The sequence below is a fragment of the Actinomycetospora corticicola genome, from assembly GCF_013409505.1.
In the GTDB taxonomy this organism is placed as follows: domain Bacteria; phylum Actinomycetota; class Actinomycetes; order Mycobacteriales; family Pseudonocardiaceae; genus Actinomycetospora; species Actinomycetospora corticicola.
In genome coordinates this window covers 1,906,602-1,921,493 of record NZ_JACCBN010000001.1, presented here as the reverse complement: position 1 = coordinate 1,921,493, position 14,892 = coordinate 1,906,602, and the positions used below count along the sequence as shown (strand labels likewise).

The window sequence follows — 14,892 nt, the reverse complement described above, 5'->3', positions numbered from 1 at the left end:
CCCGGCGCGTCATGATGGCTCCGGTCGGGTGCCCCTCCTAGCCTGGGCGCACGACGGGGACGCGGGGTCACCCGGAGGGAGGACGAGCACCGATGTCGGCACCTCTCTTCGACGCCGAGTCGCTCCGGATGGGGGAACCGGCCCGCCCGGACGTGGCAGCGCCCGCCGTCTCCGAGGTGCCCGACCCGTCGTCGCGACCCCGCCGGCAGATCCCGGAGCCCGCCCCGTTGTCCGGGCACGGCCCGGCGACGGTCCTCGCGATGTGCAACCAGAAGGGCGGGGTCGGCAAGACGACCTCGACGATCAACCTGGGCGCCGCGCTGGCCGAGTACGGACGACGGGTGCTGCTGGTCGACTTCGACCCGCAGGGTGCGCTCTCGGTGGGCCTCGGGGTGCAGCCGCACGAGCTCGACACCACCATCTACAACCTGATCATGGAGCGGCGCACCACCCTCGACGACGTCGTGCTCCGCACCGCGATCGAGGGCCTGGACCTGCTGCCGAGCAACATCGACCTCTCCGCGGCCGAGGTGCAGCTGGTCAGCGAGGTCGGCCGCGAGCAGACCCTGGGCCGCGTCCTCGCCCCGGCGCTCGCCGACTACGACTACGTGCTCGTCGACTGCCAGCCCTCGCTCGGCCTGCTCACCGTCAACGCCCTGGCCTGCGCGCACGGGGTGCTCATCCCGCTCGAGTGCGAGTACTTCTCGCTGCGCGGGGTGGCCCTGCTGATGGACACGATCGAGAAGGTGCAGGACCGGTTGAACCCGGACCTCGAGATCACCGGCATCCTGGCCACCATGTACGACCCGCGCACCCTGCACACCCGTGAGGTCATGGCCCGCGTGGTGGAGGCGTTCGGCGACCTCGTCTTCGACACCGTGATCAACCGGACGGTGCGGTTCCCGGAGACCACGGTGGCCGGCGAGCCGATCACGAAGTGGGCCTCCCGCTCCCAGGGCGCGGAGGCGTACCGGGCGCTCGCGCGAGAGGTCATCGCGCGGTGACGCCGACTGCGAAGCTGACAGGGGAGCACGCCGATAGGGGAGCCGGACCATGACGGTCGCGCCGGAACGGCAGGGCTTCCAGGTCAGCCTGCACAACTTCACCGGCCCGTTCGACCTGCTCCTGGCGCTGATCGGCCGCCACGAGCTCGACGTCACCGAGGTCGCGCTCTCCCGCGTCACCGACGACTTCATCGCCTACACCGCGGCCCTCGGGGGGTCGGCCGACCTCGAGGAGACGACCGGCTTCCTCGTCGTCGCGGCCACCCTGCTCGACCTCAAGGCGGCCCGGCTGCTGCCCAGCGCCGAGGTGGAGGACGAGGACGACCTCGCCCTGCTCGAGGCCCGGGACGTGCTGTTCGCCCGGCTGCTGCAGTACCGCGCCTACCAGCAGGTCGCCGCGCTGTTCCGCGAGCTGGAGTCCTCCGCCCGGCTGCGCTACCCGCGGGCGGTGTCGCTGTCCCCGGAGCTCGCCTCGCTGCTCCCGCCGGTCGAGCTCGGCGTCGACGCCGCGCGGTTCGCCGAGATCGCCGCGGCCGTGTTCCGGCCCGCGCCGCCGCCGACCGTCGGCCTGGACCACCTGCACGCCCACAGCGTCTCGGTCCCCGAACAGGTCGCGATCATGAGCGGCCGGCTCGAGGTGGCCGGGCGCCTGACGTTCGCGGAGCTGTGCGCGGACTGCCAGCACGGCGTCGAGGTCGTCGGCCGCTTCCTCGGGGTGCTCGAGCTGTACCGCTCACGCCAGGTCGCGCTCGACCAGGAGGAGGCCTTCGCCGAGCTCGCGGTCCGCTGGGCCCCCGACTCCGAGGACCGCGGGACCGCCGCCCTCGACCCCGAGGCATGAGCCTTCCCGACGACGGGTCGCTGCCCGGCCTGGGGACGGACGGCGAGCTCGACGCCGCGCTCGAGGCCGTGCTCATGGTCGTCGACGCCCCGGTGCCCGCGAGCCAGCTCGCCGAGGTGCTCGAGCAGCCCCTCGCCCGGGTCACCACCGCGCTGGAGCGGCTCGCCGCCTCGTACCGCGACCACGGCTTCGAGCTCCGGCGCACCGACGAGGGCTGGCGCTACGCCTCCCGCGCCCGCTTCGCGCCGTACGTGGAGCGCTTCGTCCTCGACGGCCAGCGCGCCCGGCTGACCCGTGCGGCCCTCGAGACGCTCGCCGTCGTCGCCTACCGCCAGCCCGTCACCCGCGCCCGGGTGTCCGCGGTGCGCGGGGTGAACGTCGACGGCGTGATGCGCACGCTGACCGCGCGCGGCCTGATCGTCGAGGCGGGTGTGGACGGCGCCACCGGGGGAACGCTGTACCGGACCACGGAGCTGTTCCTGGAGCGCCTCGGCCTCGGGTCGCTCGACGAGCTGCCCCCGATCGCCCCGCTGCTGCCCGAGGTCGACGACATCGACGAGCTGTGACCTCGCCCGTGGCAGGAAAGCGTCGTTGCTGTCGTCCAGCGCCAGGAAAGCCACATCGTGGAGGAGCTGCCCCGTGCCCAGCGTGATCGTCGTCGGAGTCGGACCGGGCATCGGGACGTCCGTGGCGAGGCGGTTCGCCCGGGAGGGGTTCACGGTCGGCCTGATCGCCCGACGGGAGGAGACCGTCGCGGCCGCGGCGGAGGCCGTCGGTGGCACCACCTGGACCCGGACCGCCGACGCCACCGACGAGAAGGCGCTGCGTGCGGCGCTGCGGGCCTTCGTCGACGAGCACGGCACACCCGACGTCGTGGTCTACAACGCCGCGATCATCCGCACCGACGAGCCCGGCGAGCTCGACCAGCAGACGATGCTCGACACCTACGCGGTCAACGTCGTCGGGGCGATCACGACGGCGGGGGAGCTGCTGCCGGAGATGACCGGCACGTTCGTCGTCACCTCCGGCATGGTCCGCCCGGACCCGGCGCTGACGAGCCTCTCGCTGGGCAAGGTCGGCGTCCGCGGGCTGGTCGAGCTGCTCAACGCCTGGCGCCCCGAGGTGCACACGGCGTCGGTGACGGTCGGGGGTCCGGTCGAGCCCGGCGGGCCGTGGGATCCCGACGAGATCGCCGAGCACTACTGGGAGCTGCACACCGGGGCGGTCACCGACCGGGAGGTCCGGCACGGCTGTTGAGCCGGCTCGGCGCCGAGTGCGGCGGAGTGCGTCACGGGTGGCGCACTCCGCCGCACTCGCGCTGTCCGCCGGTCAGCCCGGAAGCGATCCGGTACGGGTGCCGAACCGGGCGGGCGCGACCGCCACCACGGTCGCGGCCACGACGAGCGCCCCGCCGAGCGCGAGGGCGGGCCGCGCGTCGTCGCCGCTGACGACGGCCACGAGGACCGGGCCGACCACCTGGCCCACGCCGTACAGCGCGGAGAATCCGGCGACGACGGGTCCCGCGCCGCGGCCCGCGAGCGTCCGGGCCAGCGGCAGGGTGAGCATGACGATGCCGATGAAGGTCCCGCCGAACACGACCGCCGAGACCACCACCGCGACCGGTGACGCCACGACCGCCGGCAGTGCCAGCCCCACGGCCTGCACGGCGAGGGCGGCGAGCAGCGTCGGGCCGCGGCCGTGGCGGGCGGCGACCCGGGCCCACAGCACGCACGACGGCACGCCCGCGAGCCCGGCGATGGTCCAGCTCCCGGCCGCGACCCAGGACGGACCGATGTCGGTGGCCACGTCGACGAGGAACGTGCCGGTGATGATGTAGCCCGCGCCCTCGAGGAAGTAGGCGACGCCGAGCGCCACCAGGAGCGCCGTGCGGGGTGGCGGGCCGTCCGCGACCCCCTCGTCCTCGACCGCCGGGAGACGGGCCAGCCGGACGGCGAGCAGCCCGAGGGCGAGCGCGAGGACCGCGGCGGTCCACCACGTGGCGGTCCACCCCCCGACGGCGGCCGCGACCGGCGTGACCAGGCCGGACAGGGCGATCCCCGCGCCGACGCCGCCGAACACCCAGCCCGCGAGGTCGTCCCGGTCCTGGCGGCGCAGCAGGGTCAGCACCAGGTCGGCCGCCGTGACGAAGGCGAACGCGCTCGCGATCCCGGAGACGCCCCGGGCCACGGCCCACACGCCGAAGTCCGCGGACAGCGGCATGACGGCGAGGGTCACCACGGTCAGGACCAGACCCGCCGTCAGGAAGGCCCCGCGCCGGCGGCGGACGAGCGGGGCGACCGCCAGCACGCAGCCCACGAGGTAGCCGAGGTAGTTGGCGGAGGCGAGCAGGCCCACCTCGGCGGTGGTCAGGCCGGTCCCGGCCCGCATGACGGGCACGATCGGGGTGAAGACGAAGCGCCCGACGCCCATCGCGGCGGCGAACGCCGCGGCCCCCGCGGCGACGGCGGGACCCGGGCGCGGGCGGGCCGCGACGGTCGGCGTCGACACGGTCGCCGAGCCTAGTCCGCAGCACGACTACGCTGGAGTCCCGTGACCGAGGGTGAGCAGGGAGTCCGCCTGCAGAAGGTGCTCAGCGAGGCCGGCGTGGCCTCGCGGCGGCAGGCCGAGATCCTGATGCGCCAGGGTCGGGTGGAGGTCGACGGCAAGGTCGTCACGGAGATGGGGCGCCGGGTCGACCCCGAGGTCAACGTCATCCACGTCGACGGCAGCCGCATCGTCACCGACGTCGAGACCGTGCACCTCGCGCTGAACAAGCCCGAGGGGATGCTCTCGACGATGTGGGACGGCGAGGGGCGCCGGTGTGTCGGCGACGTCGTCCTGGAGAAGGCGGGGTCGACCAAGGGCCTCTTCCACGTCGGTCGCCTCGACGCGGCCACCGAGGGCCTGCTGCTGCTCACCAACGACGGCGAGCTGGCCAACCGGCTGATGCACCCGTCGTACGAGGTGCCCAAGACCTATCTCGCCGAGATCCGCACCCCCATCGCGAAGGACCTCGGCAAGCGGCTGCGGGAGGGCGTCGAGCTCGACGACGGGCCGGCCGCGGTCGACAGCTTCAAGGTGATCGACCGGTCGGGCGCCCGGGTGATGGTCGAGGTGGTCCTGCACGAGGGGCGCAACCGGATCGTGCGCCGCATCTTCGAGGCCGTCGACAAGCCCGTCGAGCGCCTGGTGCGCACCGCGGTGGGCGACGTGCGCCTCGGTGACCAGCGGCCGGGCACGCTGCGCAAGCTCGGGCGCGACGAGGTGGGAGCGTTGTACCACGCGGTGGGCCTCTAGACGCCCGGATCAGGCACAATGGACTCCCGGACGCAGGTGTGGTCGACGTTCGGGAGGCGCTGGTCGTGGAGAAGGTCCTGCAGGGAGTCGTGGCGGTCGACGGACCGTCGGGCACCGGCAAGTCGACGACCGCCCGCGGCCTGGCGATGCGCCTCGGCGCCCGTTACCTCGACACCGGCGCGATGTACCGGGCGGCCACCCTCGCGGTGATGCGCTCCGGTGCCGCGCTCGACGCGACGGTCACCGACGCCGACGGCCACGACGAGGCCGTCGCGGTGGCGCTCGCGGCCGACCTCGTGATGTCCACCGACCCGGCCGAGCCGCGCGTGCGGCTGGGCGCCGAGGACGTCGCCGCGGAGATCCGCGGGGCCGACGTCACCCGGAACGTCTCGGCGATCTCGGCGCTGACCGAGGTGCGCCGCCACCTGGTCGACGAGCAGCGGCGGATCGTCACCGAGGCGCTCGACGACGGGTACGGGATCGTCGTCGAGGGTCGGGACATCGGCACCGTGGTGGCGCCGGACGCCGACCTGAAGATCTATCTCGTGGCGTCGGACACCGTCCGCGCCGGGCGCCGCAGCGCCGAGGACACGTCCGCCGGGCGGGCCACCGACGCCGCGGCGACGGGCGCCGACCTCGCGCGCCGCGACCGCCTCGACTCCTCCCGGGCCGCCTCCCCGCTGCGCGCCGCGGAGGACGCCGTGGAGGTGGACACCTCGCTGCTCGACGTCGAGGGCGTCCTGGACCGACTCGAAGAACTCGCCGCCGAGCGCGGCATGCTGGTCTCCGCGCTGGTGCAGACCAGCGCCGACGGAAGGTAAGACGTGACGCAGGAACTGCCTGCGGATTTTGACCTGCCCGAGCACGACTCCGAGCGTCCGGCCCAGCCGGTGCTCGCGGTCGTCGGGCGTCCGAACGTCGGGAAGTCGACGTTGGTCAACCGCATCATCGGCCGCCGGGAGGCGGTCGTCCAGGACGTCCCCGGGGTCACCCGCGACCGGGTCGCCTACGACGCCCTGTGGAACGGGCGGCGCTTCACCCTGGTCGACACCGGGGGCTGGACGCCGGACGCGAAGGGCATGCAGGCCTCGATCTCGGCGCAGGCCGAGACCGCGATGGCCACCGCCGACGCGATCCTGCTCGTCGTCGACGGGCAGGTGGGCGCGACCTCGGTGGACGAGGCCGTGGCCCGCACGCTCCGCCGCTCCGACCGGCCGGTGCTGCTGTGCGCCACCAAGGTCGACGACGCGCGCGGCCTCGGGGAGATCGCGGCGCTGTGGCGCCTCGGGCTCGGTGAGCCGCACCCGGTGTCGGGTCTGCACGGCCGCGGTTCGGGCGACCTGCTCGACGCCGTGCTCGAGGTGCTCCCGGAGTCCCCGCGCGACGACGTCGACCTCGAGGGCGGCCCTCGCCGCGTCGCCCTGGTCGGCAAGCCGAACGTCGGCAAGTCCTCGCTGCTCAACCAGCTGACGGGGGAGACCCGCGCGGTCGTCGACGCCACCGCCGGCACGACGACGGACCCGGTCGACTCGCTCGTCGAGATCGACGGCGAGGTCTGGCAGCTCGTCGACACCGCGGGCCTGCGGCGCAAGGTCCACCAGGCGTCGGGCATGGAGTACTACGCCTCGCTGCGCACCAAGGGTGCGATCGAGGCGGCCGAGGTGACCGTGCTGCTGCTCGACGCCTCCGAGCCGATCAGCGAGCAGGACCTCCGCGTGGCGACGCAGGTCGTCGAGTCCGGCCGCGCGCTGGTGCTCGCGATGAACAAGTGGGACCTCGTCGACGACGACCGCCGCGACGCCATGAAGCGCGAGCTCGAGCGGGCGCTGGTGCGCTTCCCGTGGGTCGAGCGGGTCAACATCTCGGCGAAGACCGGCCGCTCGGTGCGCAAGCTGGCGCCGGCGATGCGCACGGCCCTGGAGAACTGGGACCGCCGCATCCCCACCGGCCAGCTCAACCAGTGGCTCGCCGACATCGTCGCCGCCACGCCGCCCCCGGTCCGCGGCGGGAAGCAGCCGAAGATCCTCTACGCCACCCAGGCGCAGAGCCGGCCGCCGACGTTCGTGCTGTTCACCTCGGGCTTCCTCGAGGCGAGCTACCGCCGGTTCCTGGAGCGGAAGCTGCGCGAGACCTTCGAGCTGAAGGGCACGCCGATCCAGATCAACGTGCGGGTCCGGGAGAAGCGCAAGAAGTCCTGAGGTCGCCTCAGACGTAGCCGACCGACAGGTTCACCAGGCGGAGCCCTGCGGCGTAGTTGCGGGTCATGAGGCCCGCGAACCCGTCGTAGGGCTGCTGGTAGGTCCAGCTGCTCCCACCCGTCCCGGTACGCCACACCCCCGTGAGCCCGGCGATCGAGGTGATCTCGACGAGCCGCAGCCCGGCCGCCTGCTGTCGGGTGTCCTCGGCTCGGAACGCGGCGTCGCTGAGCACCCGCCGCACCTGCTGGGCCCCACCGCCGAGGTCGGCGCGCCACACGCCGTAGTACGCCTCCTCGTCGGAGTCCTGCTGCATCGTCACCAGCCGCAGGCCCTCGGCCACGTGCTGGTTGTCGGCGGCGAGGAGCTCGTTGACGCTGTGGGTGCGGAGGACCTCCTGACGGCCGGTCCCGGTGCGCCACACCGCGGCGTGGTGCGTGTCCGAGACCCGCAGGCTGACCAGACGCAGACCCTGGTGGACGCATTCGTCGTTCCGGCGGACGAAGTCCGGCCAGCTGATGTTCCACCAGATCCGCTGGCTGTCGGTGCCGGGATGCCACACCGCGGAGAAGCCGCCGTTGGTGTCCAGGCCGGCGACGCGCCAGTTCTGGGGGAAGAGTTCCCCGTCCTTGGCCTGGAAGTCGGCGGCCGACAGACCCGTGTACCAGACCTCGCCGCCCGTGCCCGGCCGCCAGACGCCGTTCAGTCGCTTGCTCGCCATGTCCACGCCCTCGCGATCCTCGTCCCCGACCGTGATCAGGATCGGCCGCGGGATGCGGGGCGTCTGCCGTAGTGGACTACTGCAACTCGCGAGGGCCGGCCACGGCCACGAGGTCCGTACGGTCGGAGAGCCCGAGCCGCGAGCAGGCGCGGTAGATGTGCGACTCGACGGTGCGCACCGAGATCTGCAGGCGGCCCGCGATCTGCCGGTTCGTCAGGCCCTCCCCGGCGAGCTGGGCGATCTCGCGTTCGCGGACCGAGAGCACGACCGGCCCGCCGGCCCGGGCGAGGGCGGGGGTGGCGAGGCCCCCGCAGTCGGCGGCGAGCGCCCGGGCCCGCCGTTCGGCGTCCGTCGCGGCCACCAGCTGACGGTCGGCGCGCGCGACCGCAGCCGCCTGGGCGAAGGCGTCGGCGGCCTCCGGGCGCATCCCGGACCGCTCGAGCCGGCCGGCGACCAGGAGCAGCCGGGACGGGTCCTGCGCGGCGAGCGCCTCGGCGTGCTCGGCCGCCAGCCGGGAGCGGGGCGAGCCGAGCCGGTCGTCCAGCTCGCGGAGCCGGGGGGCCTGCTCGTGGTCGCCGAGGCGCACCGCGCTCTGACGGGCGAACACCTCGGCGGCCCCGATCCCGAGCGCCCGGCACCGCTCGGCCGCGACGCGGGCCGCCGCGACCGCTTCCGTCGACCTCTCTGCTGCGGCGAGCATCCAGGCCCGCGCGAGATCGAGCTCGAACTCCATCATGGTGACCTGCGGGTGTCGGCGCCCCTCCGCCGCCGCGAGCGCCGTCCGGGCGGCCTCGGCGTCCCCGAGCACCCCGTGGCACTGCGCGACCAGGGCGAGCAGCCAGGCCGACCACCCGCCGCCGTGGCCCGGGAACATCGTGAGGACGCCCTCGAAGGCGGGGATCGCCGCGCGGGGCGAGGAGAACACCGACGCGAGCCGGCCCTCGTAGAGCGCGACCCAGAGCGCACCCTCGGCGCCGGGGAGGTCGCGGGCCCACGCGAGCCGTCGACCGGCCGCGTCCGGCTCGCCGCGCAGGTGGGCGTCGAGCAGCTCGCTGAAGCCGATGTTGCCCGCATAGTTCGCCATCACCCGCCCACGCAGTGCGGCCCGCAGCCCGCGCTCGACCAGGTCGCCGGGCGGGTGGTCGTCCCCGGTGAGGGCGCGGGCGTACCCGAGGCCCCAGCTCGCGAGGACCACGTCGTCGTCGGGCGGGGTCGTCGCGGCCAGGACCCGGCTGCCCCGCTCGATCGCCGCGTCGACCTCCCCCCGGCACGCGGCGATGACGCACCGCATGCCGTCGTAGCGGGGGTCCTCGGGAGCGTCCGGGCCGTGGGCCCGTCGTTCGGCCTCCCGCAGCACGTGTTCGCCGCCCTCGACCGCGTCCGACCCGGACGCGCCGAAGTGCGCGACGAGCGTGCGCACGAGCACGGCCCGGGTGACCTCGTCCGGGCCGGAGGCCTCGTCGACGGCCCCGGCCAGGACGGTGTCGGCCTCGTCGGCGCGCAGCAGGTACACCAGCAGCGCCGCGAGGGCGGTGCGGGCGTCGAAGCCGCCGCCGGACGCGACCGCGGCGCGCAGGAGCCGCTCGGCCAGCCCGAGGTCGCTGAGGCCGGAGGCCTGGCTCGCCGCGGCGAGGAGCAGGAGGGGGTCCGGGGCACGGCCGTTGTCCAGCGACAGCACCGCCCGCCGCAGGTCGTCCCCGGCGCGCCCCGCCCCCTGACCGCCCAGGGCGTCGGAGAGCTCCGCCCGCAGGCGTCGAGCACGGGGCACACTGATCCGGGCCCGGATCACCTCGCCGTAGAGGGGGTGCGCCGGGCGGGCGTCCCACCGGCCACCGACCTCCTCGAGGGACACCAGTGACCGCTGGGCGACCTCCTCGACGGCGTCCGCCCCGGCCAGCGACTCGAGCAGGTCGAGGTCGAGCGGCTCGACGACGGCGAGGAGCTCCAGCACGCGGAGCTGGGACGCGGTCAGCCCGCCCAGCCGGGTCCCGACCAGATCGGTCAGCACCGGCGACAGCGCGACCTCACCGGACCACACCCAGGTCCCCGCCTCGGTGCGCAGGTGTCCGGCCGCGCGCTCGCCGTCGACGAGGTGGCGCAGCCACAGCAGGTTGCCGCCCGAGGTCTCGTGCAGTCGGCGGGCTGTGATCGGCTCGACCGGGCCGCCGAGCGCCCCGGCCAGCGCGGCGACGGTGCGCGGCCGGTCGAGGGGACCGACGTCGAGCCGCACGGCCACGTCGTCCTTCCACAGCGCGGTGACCGCCTCCGGGACCGGCTCGCCCGCCCGCACGGTGAGGACCAGCCGGACCCCACGCGCGACCAGTCGGGTCACCGCGGCCGCCGAGAGCCCGTCGAGCAGGTGGGCGTCGTCGACGAGCAGGACGTCCCGGCCGTCGCGGGGGCCGAGGGCACCGACCGCGAGCTGGAAGCCGGACAGGTCCGTCGGCACCTCGGGGAGCAGGTCGAGCAGGGCGCCGAGCGGCAGTTCCCGCGACGAGGCGGTCGCGCGCACGACCCCGAGCACGCGGCTCCGGCCGAGGCGCTCGAGCAGTTCGAACGCGAGCCGGCTCTTCCCGACGCCGGCCGCGCCCACCAGGACGACCGCGCCCCGGTCCGTCAGCGCTGACGCCGCCCGCGTGAGGTCCTCCTCCCGGCCGGTGAACGGCCACGCCGTCGACGTCACGGTGTGCGCCCGACCCGGTCCGCCCGCGCGACGGCCGCCAGCGCACTGCGGTCCGCGAGACCGAGCCGCGTGCAGGCCCGGTAGACGTGCGACTCGACGGTGCGCACCGAGACGTGCAGGCGTTCCGCGATCTGCCGGTTGGTCAGGCCCTCGCCGGCGAGCAGCGCGATCTCTCGCTCGCGGTCCGACAGGGGCATCGGCGCATCGGCCGCGAGTACGGCGGGCGTCCGGGCGCCCTCGCCGCCCGCCGCCAGCGTCCGCGCGCGCTGCTCGGCCTCGGCGGCCAGGACGAGCCGACGGTCCGCGCGGGCCACGGTGGCAGCCCGGGCGGCGGCGTCGGCGGCCTCCAGGACCATGCCCGCGTCCTCGAGCCGGGACGCGATCTGCAGGAAGCGCTCGGGGTCCTGGGCGGCCAGGGCCTCGGCGTGGTCGCGGGCCAGGCCGGACCGGGGGGTGCGCAGCCGTCGGTCGAGCTCGCCCAGGCGTCCGGCCTGCTCCCGGTCCCCGAGGCGGACGGCTGTCTGGCGCAGCAGGACCTCGGCCGCGGCGAGGTCGGTGTCCCGGCAGCGGGCGGCCCCCGTGCGGCAGGCCTCGACGGCCTCCTGGGTGCGGCCCGAGGCGGCCGCGGCCCAGGCCCGGGCGAGGTCGTACTCGAAGTCGACGATCCCGATGTGCGGGTGGCGCCGCGTCTCCGCGTCCGCGAGGGCGGCCCGGGCGGCGGGGCCGTCGCCGAGCGCGCCGTGGCACTGCGCGACGAGCGCCGCGCTCCAGCCGCCCCACCCGCCGCCGTGGCCCGGGAACGACGGCAGGGCGGACTCGAGCGCGCGGATCGCCCTCCGCGGCCGTCCCCGGCTGATCGCGATGCGGCCCTCGTAGAGCGCCGCGAACGACGACGCCTGGGGTCCCGAGAGGCCGCGGATCCAGTCGAGGCGGTGCTGGGCGCGCGCCGGGTCGCCCCGCAGGTCCGCGTCGAGCAGCTCCATGTAGCCGATGTTGGCGATGACCGTCGCCGTGATGCCGTGCCGCGCGGCCTCGATGCCGCGCTGCACCAAGGGCCGCAGATCGTCGCCGGTGCCGCTCACCGCACCCACCAGGCCGAGGACGAAGACCGCGAGGGCGACCTCCTCGTCCGGACGCCGCTCGTCGGCCAGGACACCCTCGGCGAGGGCCCGGGACTCGCGGACCTGCCCCGCCGAACCGAGGAACAGGGCGCGCAGGCCGTCGTAGGCCGGATCAGGGCGACCGCCGTGGTGGGCGGCCTCGTCCCGCGTGACCAACGCGGGCCCGGAGCGCGGAGGGTCGAGCTGGAAGTGGTGGGAGAGGCCGCGGAGCATCACGGCCTGGTGCCGCTCGACGTCGGTCATGCCGGCGTCGGTCGGGTCGACGACCGAGTCGGCCTCGTCCACCCGCAGCTGGTAGTCGAGGAGGTGGGCCAGCGCGAGCCGCGCCGCGAACCCCCCGCCGGCCGCGACCGCCGCGCGGAGCAGCCGCTCGGCGAGGCCGAAGTCGCGCAGACCCGAGGCCTGGACCGAGGCCGCGATCAGTTCCTCGGGGTCCAGCGGGCGGTCGCTGCCGAGGTCGAGGACGGCGCGGCGCAGATCGTCGCCCGCCCGACGGGCGCCGGTGCGGGCCAGGGCCCGGGAGAGCTCACCGCGCACGCGGCGGGCGCGCGGCACGCTCATCGCGGCGCGCACCGACTCGCCGTAGAGCGGGTGGGCCAGCCGGACCTCGTAGCGAGCGCCGTCGGGGGCGATCGTGACGAGCCCGCGCTCGGCGACGTCCTCGACCACGTCCTCCCCGACGAGCGCGCCGAGCATGCCCAGACCGAGGGGCTCGGCCACCGCGAGCAGCTCCAGGACCCGCCGTTGCATCGCGTTCAACGTGCCGATCCGGGCGTCGAGGAGGTCGCGCAGCGCGGGGGAGAGGTCGACCTCGCCCGTCCAGACCCAGGCCGGTCCCCGGCGGGCCAGCCGTCCCGCGGCGCGCTCGCCCTCGACGAGGTGGCGCAACCACAGGGCGTTGCCGCCGGCGGTCTCGTGCAGCAGGCGGGCGGTGCGTGCCTCGAGCGGCCCACCGAGGACGGTCTCGAGGACGACGGCGGACTGCTCCCGGGTGAACGGCGCCAGGTCGATGCGCGGCGCCTCCGCGTCCTTCCACAGCGCGGTCACCGCGTCCGGTGTCGGTTCCCCGCTGCGCAGGGTGACGACGAGGCGGGCCCGCCCACCGTGCGCCAGCTGGTGGACCACCGTCGCGGAGGTCTCGTCGAGCAGATGGGCGTCGTCCACGACGATCAGGCCGCCCGGCACGGCACCGAGGGCGTCGAGGGCGGCGCGCACGTGGTCGACGCCGGGTGCCGCGGCGTCGACGGTGACCCGGGGGAGGAGGTCCACCAGCGCGCCCAGCGGGATCTCCTGCGCCGACGCCGTCGCCCGCGCCGTCCCGACGACCGGTCCGGCGCTGCGCGCGACCAGTTCCCGGGCGAGCCGGCTCTTGCCCACCCCGGCCGGTCCGCCGAGGACGACGGCGCCGTGGTCGCGCACGGCCCGCGTCGCGGCGGCGAGCACGTCCTCGCGCTCCGTGAACGGCCACGTCTCCATCTGCGCCTCGCGTCCCCTCCGGACCCGGCAGTCGGCGGCAAGTGTTGCTCATCGGGAGCAGTTGTGGTGAAGCCGTCGTGAACTGTGTTTGGCTACGGCCTCCCGCCCTGGAGGTTCCGCGTGCACGATCTCGGCCCTGCCACCGCCGCCGCGGCCCGCGTCGTCGCCCTGGTCACCGACGAGGACCTCGACCGCCCGACCCCCTGCACGGCCTGGCCGGTGCGCGACCTCGTCGAGCACCTCGCCGGCCTCGCGTGGCACTTCGCGGGCGTGGCCCGCGCGACCCCGCCGTCGTCACCCCCGCCCGCCTCGGACCTCCCGGACGGCTGGCGCGACCTGCTCGCCGAGGAGCTCGCCGACCTCGCCGCGGCGTGGCGCTCCGAGGAGGCGTGGCAGGGCTCGGACGAGGCCGGCGGGACGACGATGCCGCGCGCCGCGCTCGGGATCGTCGCGCTCGACGAGGTGGTGCTGCACGGCTGGGACCTCGCGGGCGCGCTGCAGGTCCCGTACTCGGTCGCCGAGGCCGACGTCGAGGTCTGCCTGCCGTTCGTCGAGCAGGTCGCGGGCATGGACGGCGGCCCGTTCGCGCACCCGGTGGCGGGGGCGGGGGAGTCCGCCGGTCTCGAGCGGTTGCTCCGGCTCTCCGGCCGGGACCCGGCCGCGGGTCCGCCGTCGTTGTAGGTCCGGCTCCTCGCCGCGAGGTGTACGTCAGGCAGGTTCGGAGCTCGCGGAACCTGCTCCACGTGACTCTCGCGGGGCCGAGGCTCCCCGACGCCGGGTCGGGCCGGCGTCCGCACGTGAGCGGTGGCACACGGCGCGCACTGATCGTCAGCAGCGCGCCACGCTCGCCGTGATCATGCCCCGTCGACGGTGGCCGGCGACCCCGTGCGGTAGTGTTCACGGCGCTGCAGCGGTCGGGCAGCGGTTCGGGACGTGGCGCAGCTTGGTAGCGCACTTGACTGGGGGTCAAGGGGTCGCAGGTTCAAATCCTGTCGTCCCGACAGAACCGACGAGGCCCGCTGACTCTGGTGGAGAACCAGGTCAGCGGGCTTTTCTCATGCTCCGACCGCGTCGCGGGCGTACTCCCGCATGGCGTCGAGCATCGTGTTCTGCACGGTGTCGACGGGACGCGGCGCGGCCGCGGCCACCTCGCGGTCTATCTCGACGGGGATGTCGGCCCCGTGGTCGTTGCCGACCCGGGCCATCGACCACCCGGCGAACACGCGCTCCGGCGCGGGCGCGGCGTCGAGCAGGGCGACGTGGTCGTGGCGGTGGTCGGCGTGGATCGTGGCGTAGAGGGTGCGGACCACCGACTCGTCGCCCTCCAGCACCTGGACGAACACGTCCTGCCAGATGAGCAGGGCGCCCGTGACGCCCAGGGCGTCGTTCTTCCAGCGGGCGACCTCGAAGATGTCCGCCAGCGCGTCGGCACGGAGCTCGGGGAGCAGCCGGACACTGCTGCGGTAGACCAGCCGGAACACGGCCTCGTGGCCCGGGACGGCGGTGTCCCCCATGACGTGTCCTCCGCGCTGTCGGCCCCGAGCTCTCGTCGCT

General features: G+C 75.1%; 13 protein-coding genes and 1 tRNA gene. 9 read left to right on the top strand and 5 right to left on the bottom strand.

The window, feature by feature from the left end; genetic code table 11:
• Nucleotides 1-128 precede the first annotated feature (128 nt).
• From BJ983_RS09150 to BJ983_RS09135, 4 genes are all read left to right on the top strand, one after another.
• Complete coding sequence (locus tag BJ983_RS09150; protein ID WP_246326019.1) at nucleotides 129-1,004, top strand: ParA family protein; 876 nt, start codon at nucleotides 129-131, stop codon at nucleotides 1,002-1,004.
• Between the two features lie 49 nt (nucleotides 1,005-1,053).
• Entirely contained in the window at nucleotides 1,054-1,845 is a 792-nt protein-coding gene (locus BJ983_RS09145) for a segregation and condensation protein A (protein WP_179793524.1), read from the top strand.
• Entirely contained in the window at nucleotides 1,842-2,411 is a 570-nt protein-coding gene (scpB, locus tag BJ983_RS09140; RefSeq protein WP_179793523.1) for an SMC-Scp complex subunit ScpB, read from the top strand. The genes BJ983_RS09145 and scpB overlap by 4 nt, the downstream gene beginning before the upstream one ends.
• A gap of 73 nt (nucleotides 2,412-2,484) precedes the next feature.
• The gene (locus BJ983_RS09135) at nucleotides 2,485-3,102 is read left to right on the top strand and encodes an SDR family NAD(P)-dependent oxidoreductase (protein WP_179793522.1); all 618 of its coding nucleotides are present in this window, start codon (nucleotides 2,485-2,487) and stop codon (nucleotides 3,100-3,102) included.
• 72 nt (nucleotides 3,103-3,174) lie between these two features.
• Here the strand turns inward: BJ983_RS09135 and BJ983_RS09130 are convergent, their stop codons facing one another.
• Nucleotides 3,175-4,353 (bottom strand): YbfB/YjiJ family MFS transporter, encoded by a 1,179-nt coding sequence (locus BJ983_RS09130; RefSeq protein WP_179793521.1) that lies wholly within the window; start codon nucleotides 4,351-4,353, stop codon nucleotides 3,175-3,177.
• A gap of 42 nt (nucleotides 4,354-4,395) precedes the next feature.
• Here BJ983_RS09130 and BJ983_RS09125 point away from each other — a divergent pair, with 42 nt between their 5' ends.
• The 3 genes from BJ983_RS09125 to der are packed head-to-tail and all read left to right on the top strand — an operon-like array spanning nucleotide 4,396 to nucleotide 7,340.
• Entirely contained in the window at nucleotides 4,396-5,142 is a 747-nt protein-coding gene (locus BJ983_RS09125) for a pseudouridine synthase (RefSeq protein WP_179793520.1), read from the top strand.
• Between the two features lie 38 nt (nucleotides 5,143-5,180).
• The gene (gene cmk, locus BJ983_RS09120; RefSeq protein WP_343053935.1) at nucleotides 5,181-5,963 is read left to right on the top strand and encodes a (d)CMP kinase; all 783 of its coding nucleotides are present in this window, start codon (nucleotides 5,181-5,183) and stop codon (nucleotides 5,961-5,963) included.
• A gap of 3 nt (nucleotides 5,964-5,966) precedes the next feature.
• Nucleotides 5,967-7,340: a ribosome biogenesis GTPase Der gene (gene der, locus BJ983_RS09115; RefSeq protein ID WP_343053934.1), complete on the top strand. Its 1,374-nt coding sequence runs from the start codon at nucleotides 5,967-5,969 to the stop codon at nucleotides 7,338-7,340.
• 7 nt (nucleotides 7,341-7,347) lie between these two features.
• Here der and BJ983_RS09110 read toward each other — a convergent pair whose 3' ends face one another.
• The 3 genes from BJ983_RS09110 to BJ983_RS09100 all read right to left on the bottom strand — a co-directional run bounded on the left by BJ983_RS09110 (nucleotide 7,348) and on the right by BJ983_RS09100 (nucleotide 13,338).
• Nucleotides 7,348-8,058 carry a hypothetical protein gene (locus tag BJ983_RS09110; RefSeq protein WP_179793519.1) on the bottom strand — a complete coding sequence of 237 codons (711 nt, stop codon included), beginning with the start codon at nucleotides 8,056-8,058 and terminating at the stop codon, nucleotides 7,348-7,350.
• 76 nt (nucleotides 8,059-8,134) lie between these two features.
• On the bottom strand, nucleotides 8,135-10,741 hold the full coding sequence (locus BJ983_RS32185; RefSeq protein ID WP_179793518.1) for a LuxR C-terminal-related transcriptional regulator: 2,607 nt from the start codon (nucleotides 10,739-10,741) through the stop codon (nucleotides 8,135-8,137).
• Nucleotides 10,738-13,338: a helix-turn-helix transcriptional regulator gene (locus tag BJ983_RS09100; protein ID WP_179793517.1), complete on the bottom strand. Its 2,601-nt coding sequence runs from the start codon at nucleotides 13,336-13,338 to the stop codon at nucleotides 10,738-10,740. Before BJ983_RS09100 ends, BJ983_RS32185 begins: the two co-directional genes overlap by 4 nt.
• Before the next feature lie 120 nt (nucleotides 13,339-13,458).
• Between BJ983_RS09100 and BJ983_RS09095 the strand changes: the two genes are divergently transcribed.
• Nucleotides 13,459-14,019, top strand: a complete 561-nt coding sequence (locus BJ983_RS09095; protein WP_179793516.1) for a TIGR03086 family metal-binding protein — start codon at nucleotides 13,459-13,461, stop codon at nucleotides 14,017-14,019.
• Nucleotides 14,020-14,265: 246 nt separating this feature from the next.
• Nucleotides 14,266-14,339: transfer RNA gene (locus tag BJ983_RS09090), tRNA-Pro, on the top strand.
• 54 nt (nucleotides 14,340-14,393) lie between these two features.
• Here BJ983_RS09090 and BJ983_RS09085 read toward each other — a convergent pair.
• The gene (locus BJ983_RS09085; RefSeq protein ID WP_179793515.1) at nucleotides 14,394-14,852 is read right to left on the bottom strand and encodes a BLUF domain-containing protein; all 459 of its coding nucleotides are present in this window, start codon (nucleotides 14,850-14,852) and stop codon (nucleotides 14,394-14,396) included.
• Nucleotides 14,853-14,892: the final 40 nt, after the last annotated feature.

Excerpts from the sequence above, each read along its gene's own strand:
- BJ983_RS09150 (WP_246326019.1), top strand. The coding sequence starts at position 129 with ATGGGGGAACCGGCCCGCCCGGACGTGGCAGCGCCCGCCGTCTCCGAG.
- BJ983_RS09110 (WP_179793519.1), bottom strand. The coding sequence starts at position 8,058 with ATGGCGAGCAAGCGACTGAACGGCGTCTGGCGGCCGGGCACGGGCGGC.
- BJ983_RS09100 (WP_179793517.1), bottom strand. The coding sequence starts at position 13,338 with ATGGAGACGTGGCCGTTCACGGAGCGCGAGGACGTGCTCGCCGCCGCG.
- BJ983_RS09085 (WP_179793515.1), bottom strand. The coding sequence starts at position 14,852 with ATGGGGGACACCGCCGTCCCGGGCCACGAGGCCGTGTTCCGGCTGGTC.
- BJ983_RS09145 (WP_179793524.1), top strand. The coding sequence starts at position 1,054 with ATGACGGTCGCGCCGGAACGGCAGGGCTTCCAGGTCAGCCTGCACAAC.
- scpB (WP_179793523.1), top strand. The coding sequence starts at position 1,842 with ATGAGCCTTCCCGACGACGGGTCGCTGCCCGGCCTGGGGACGGACGGC.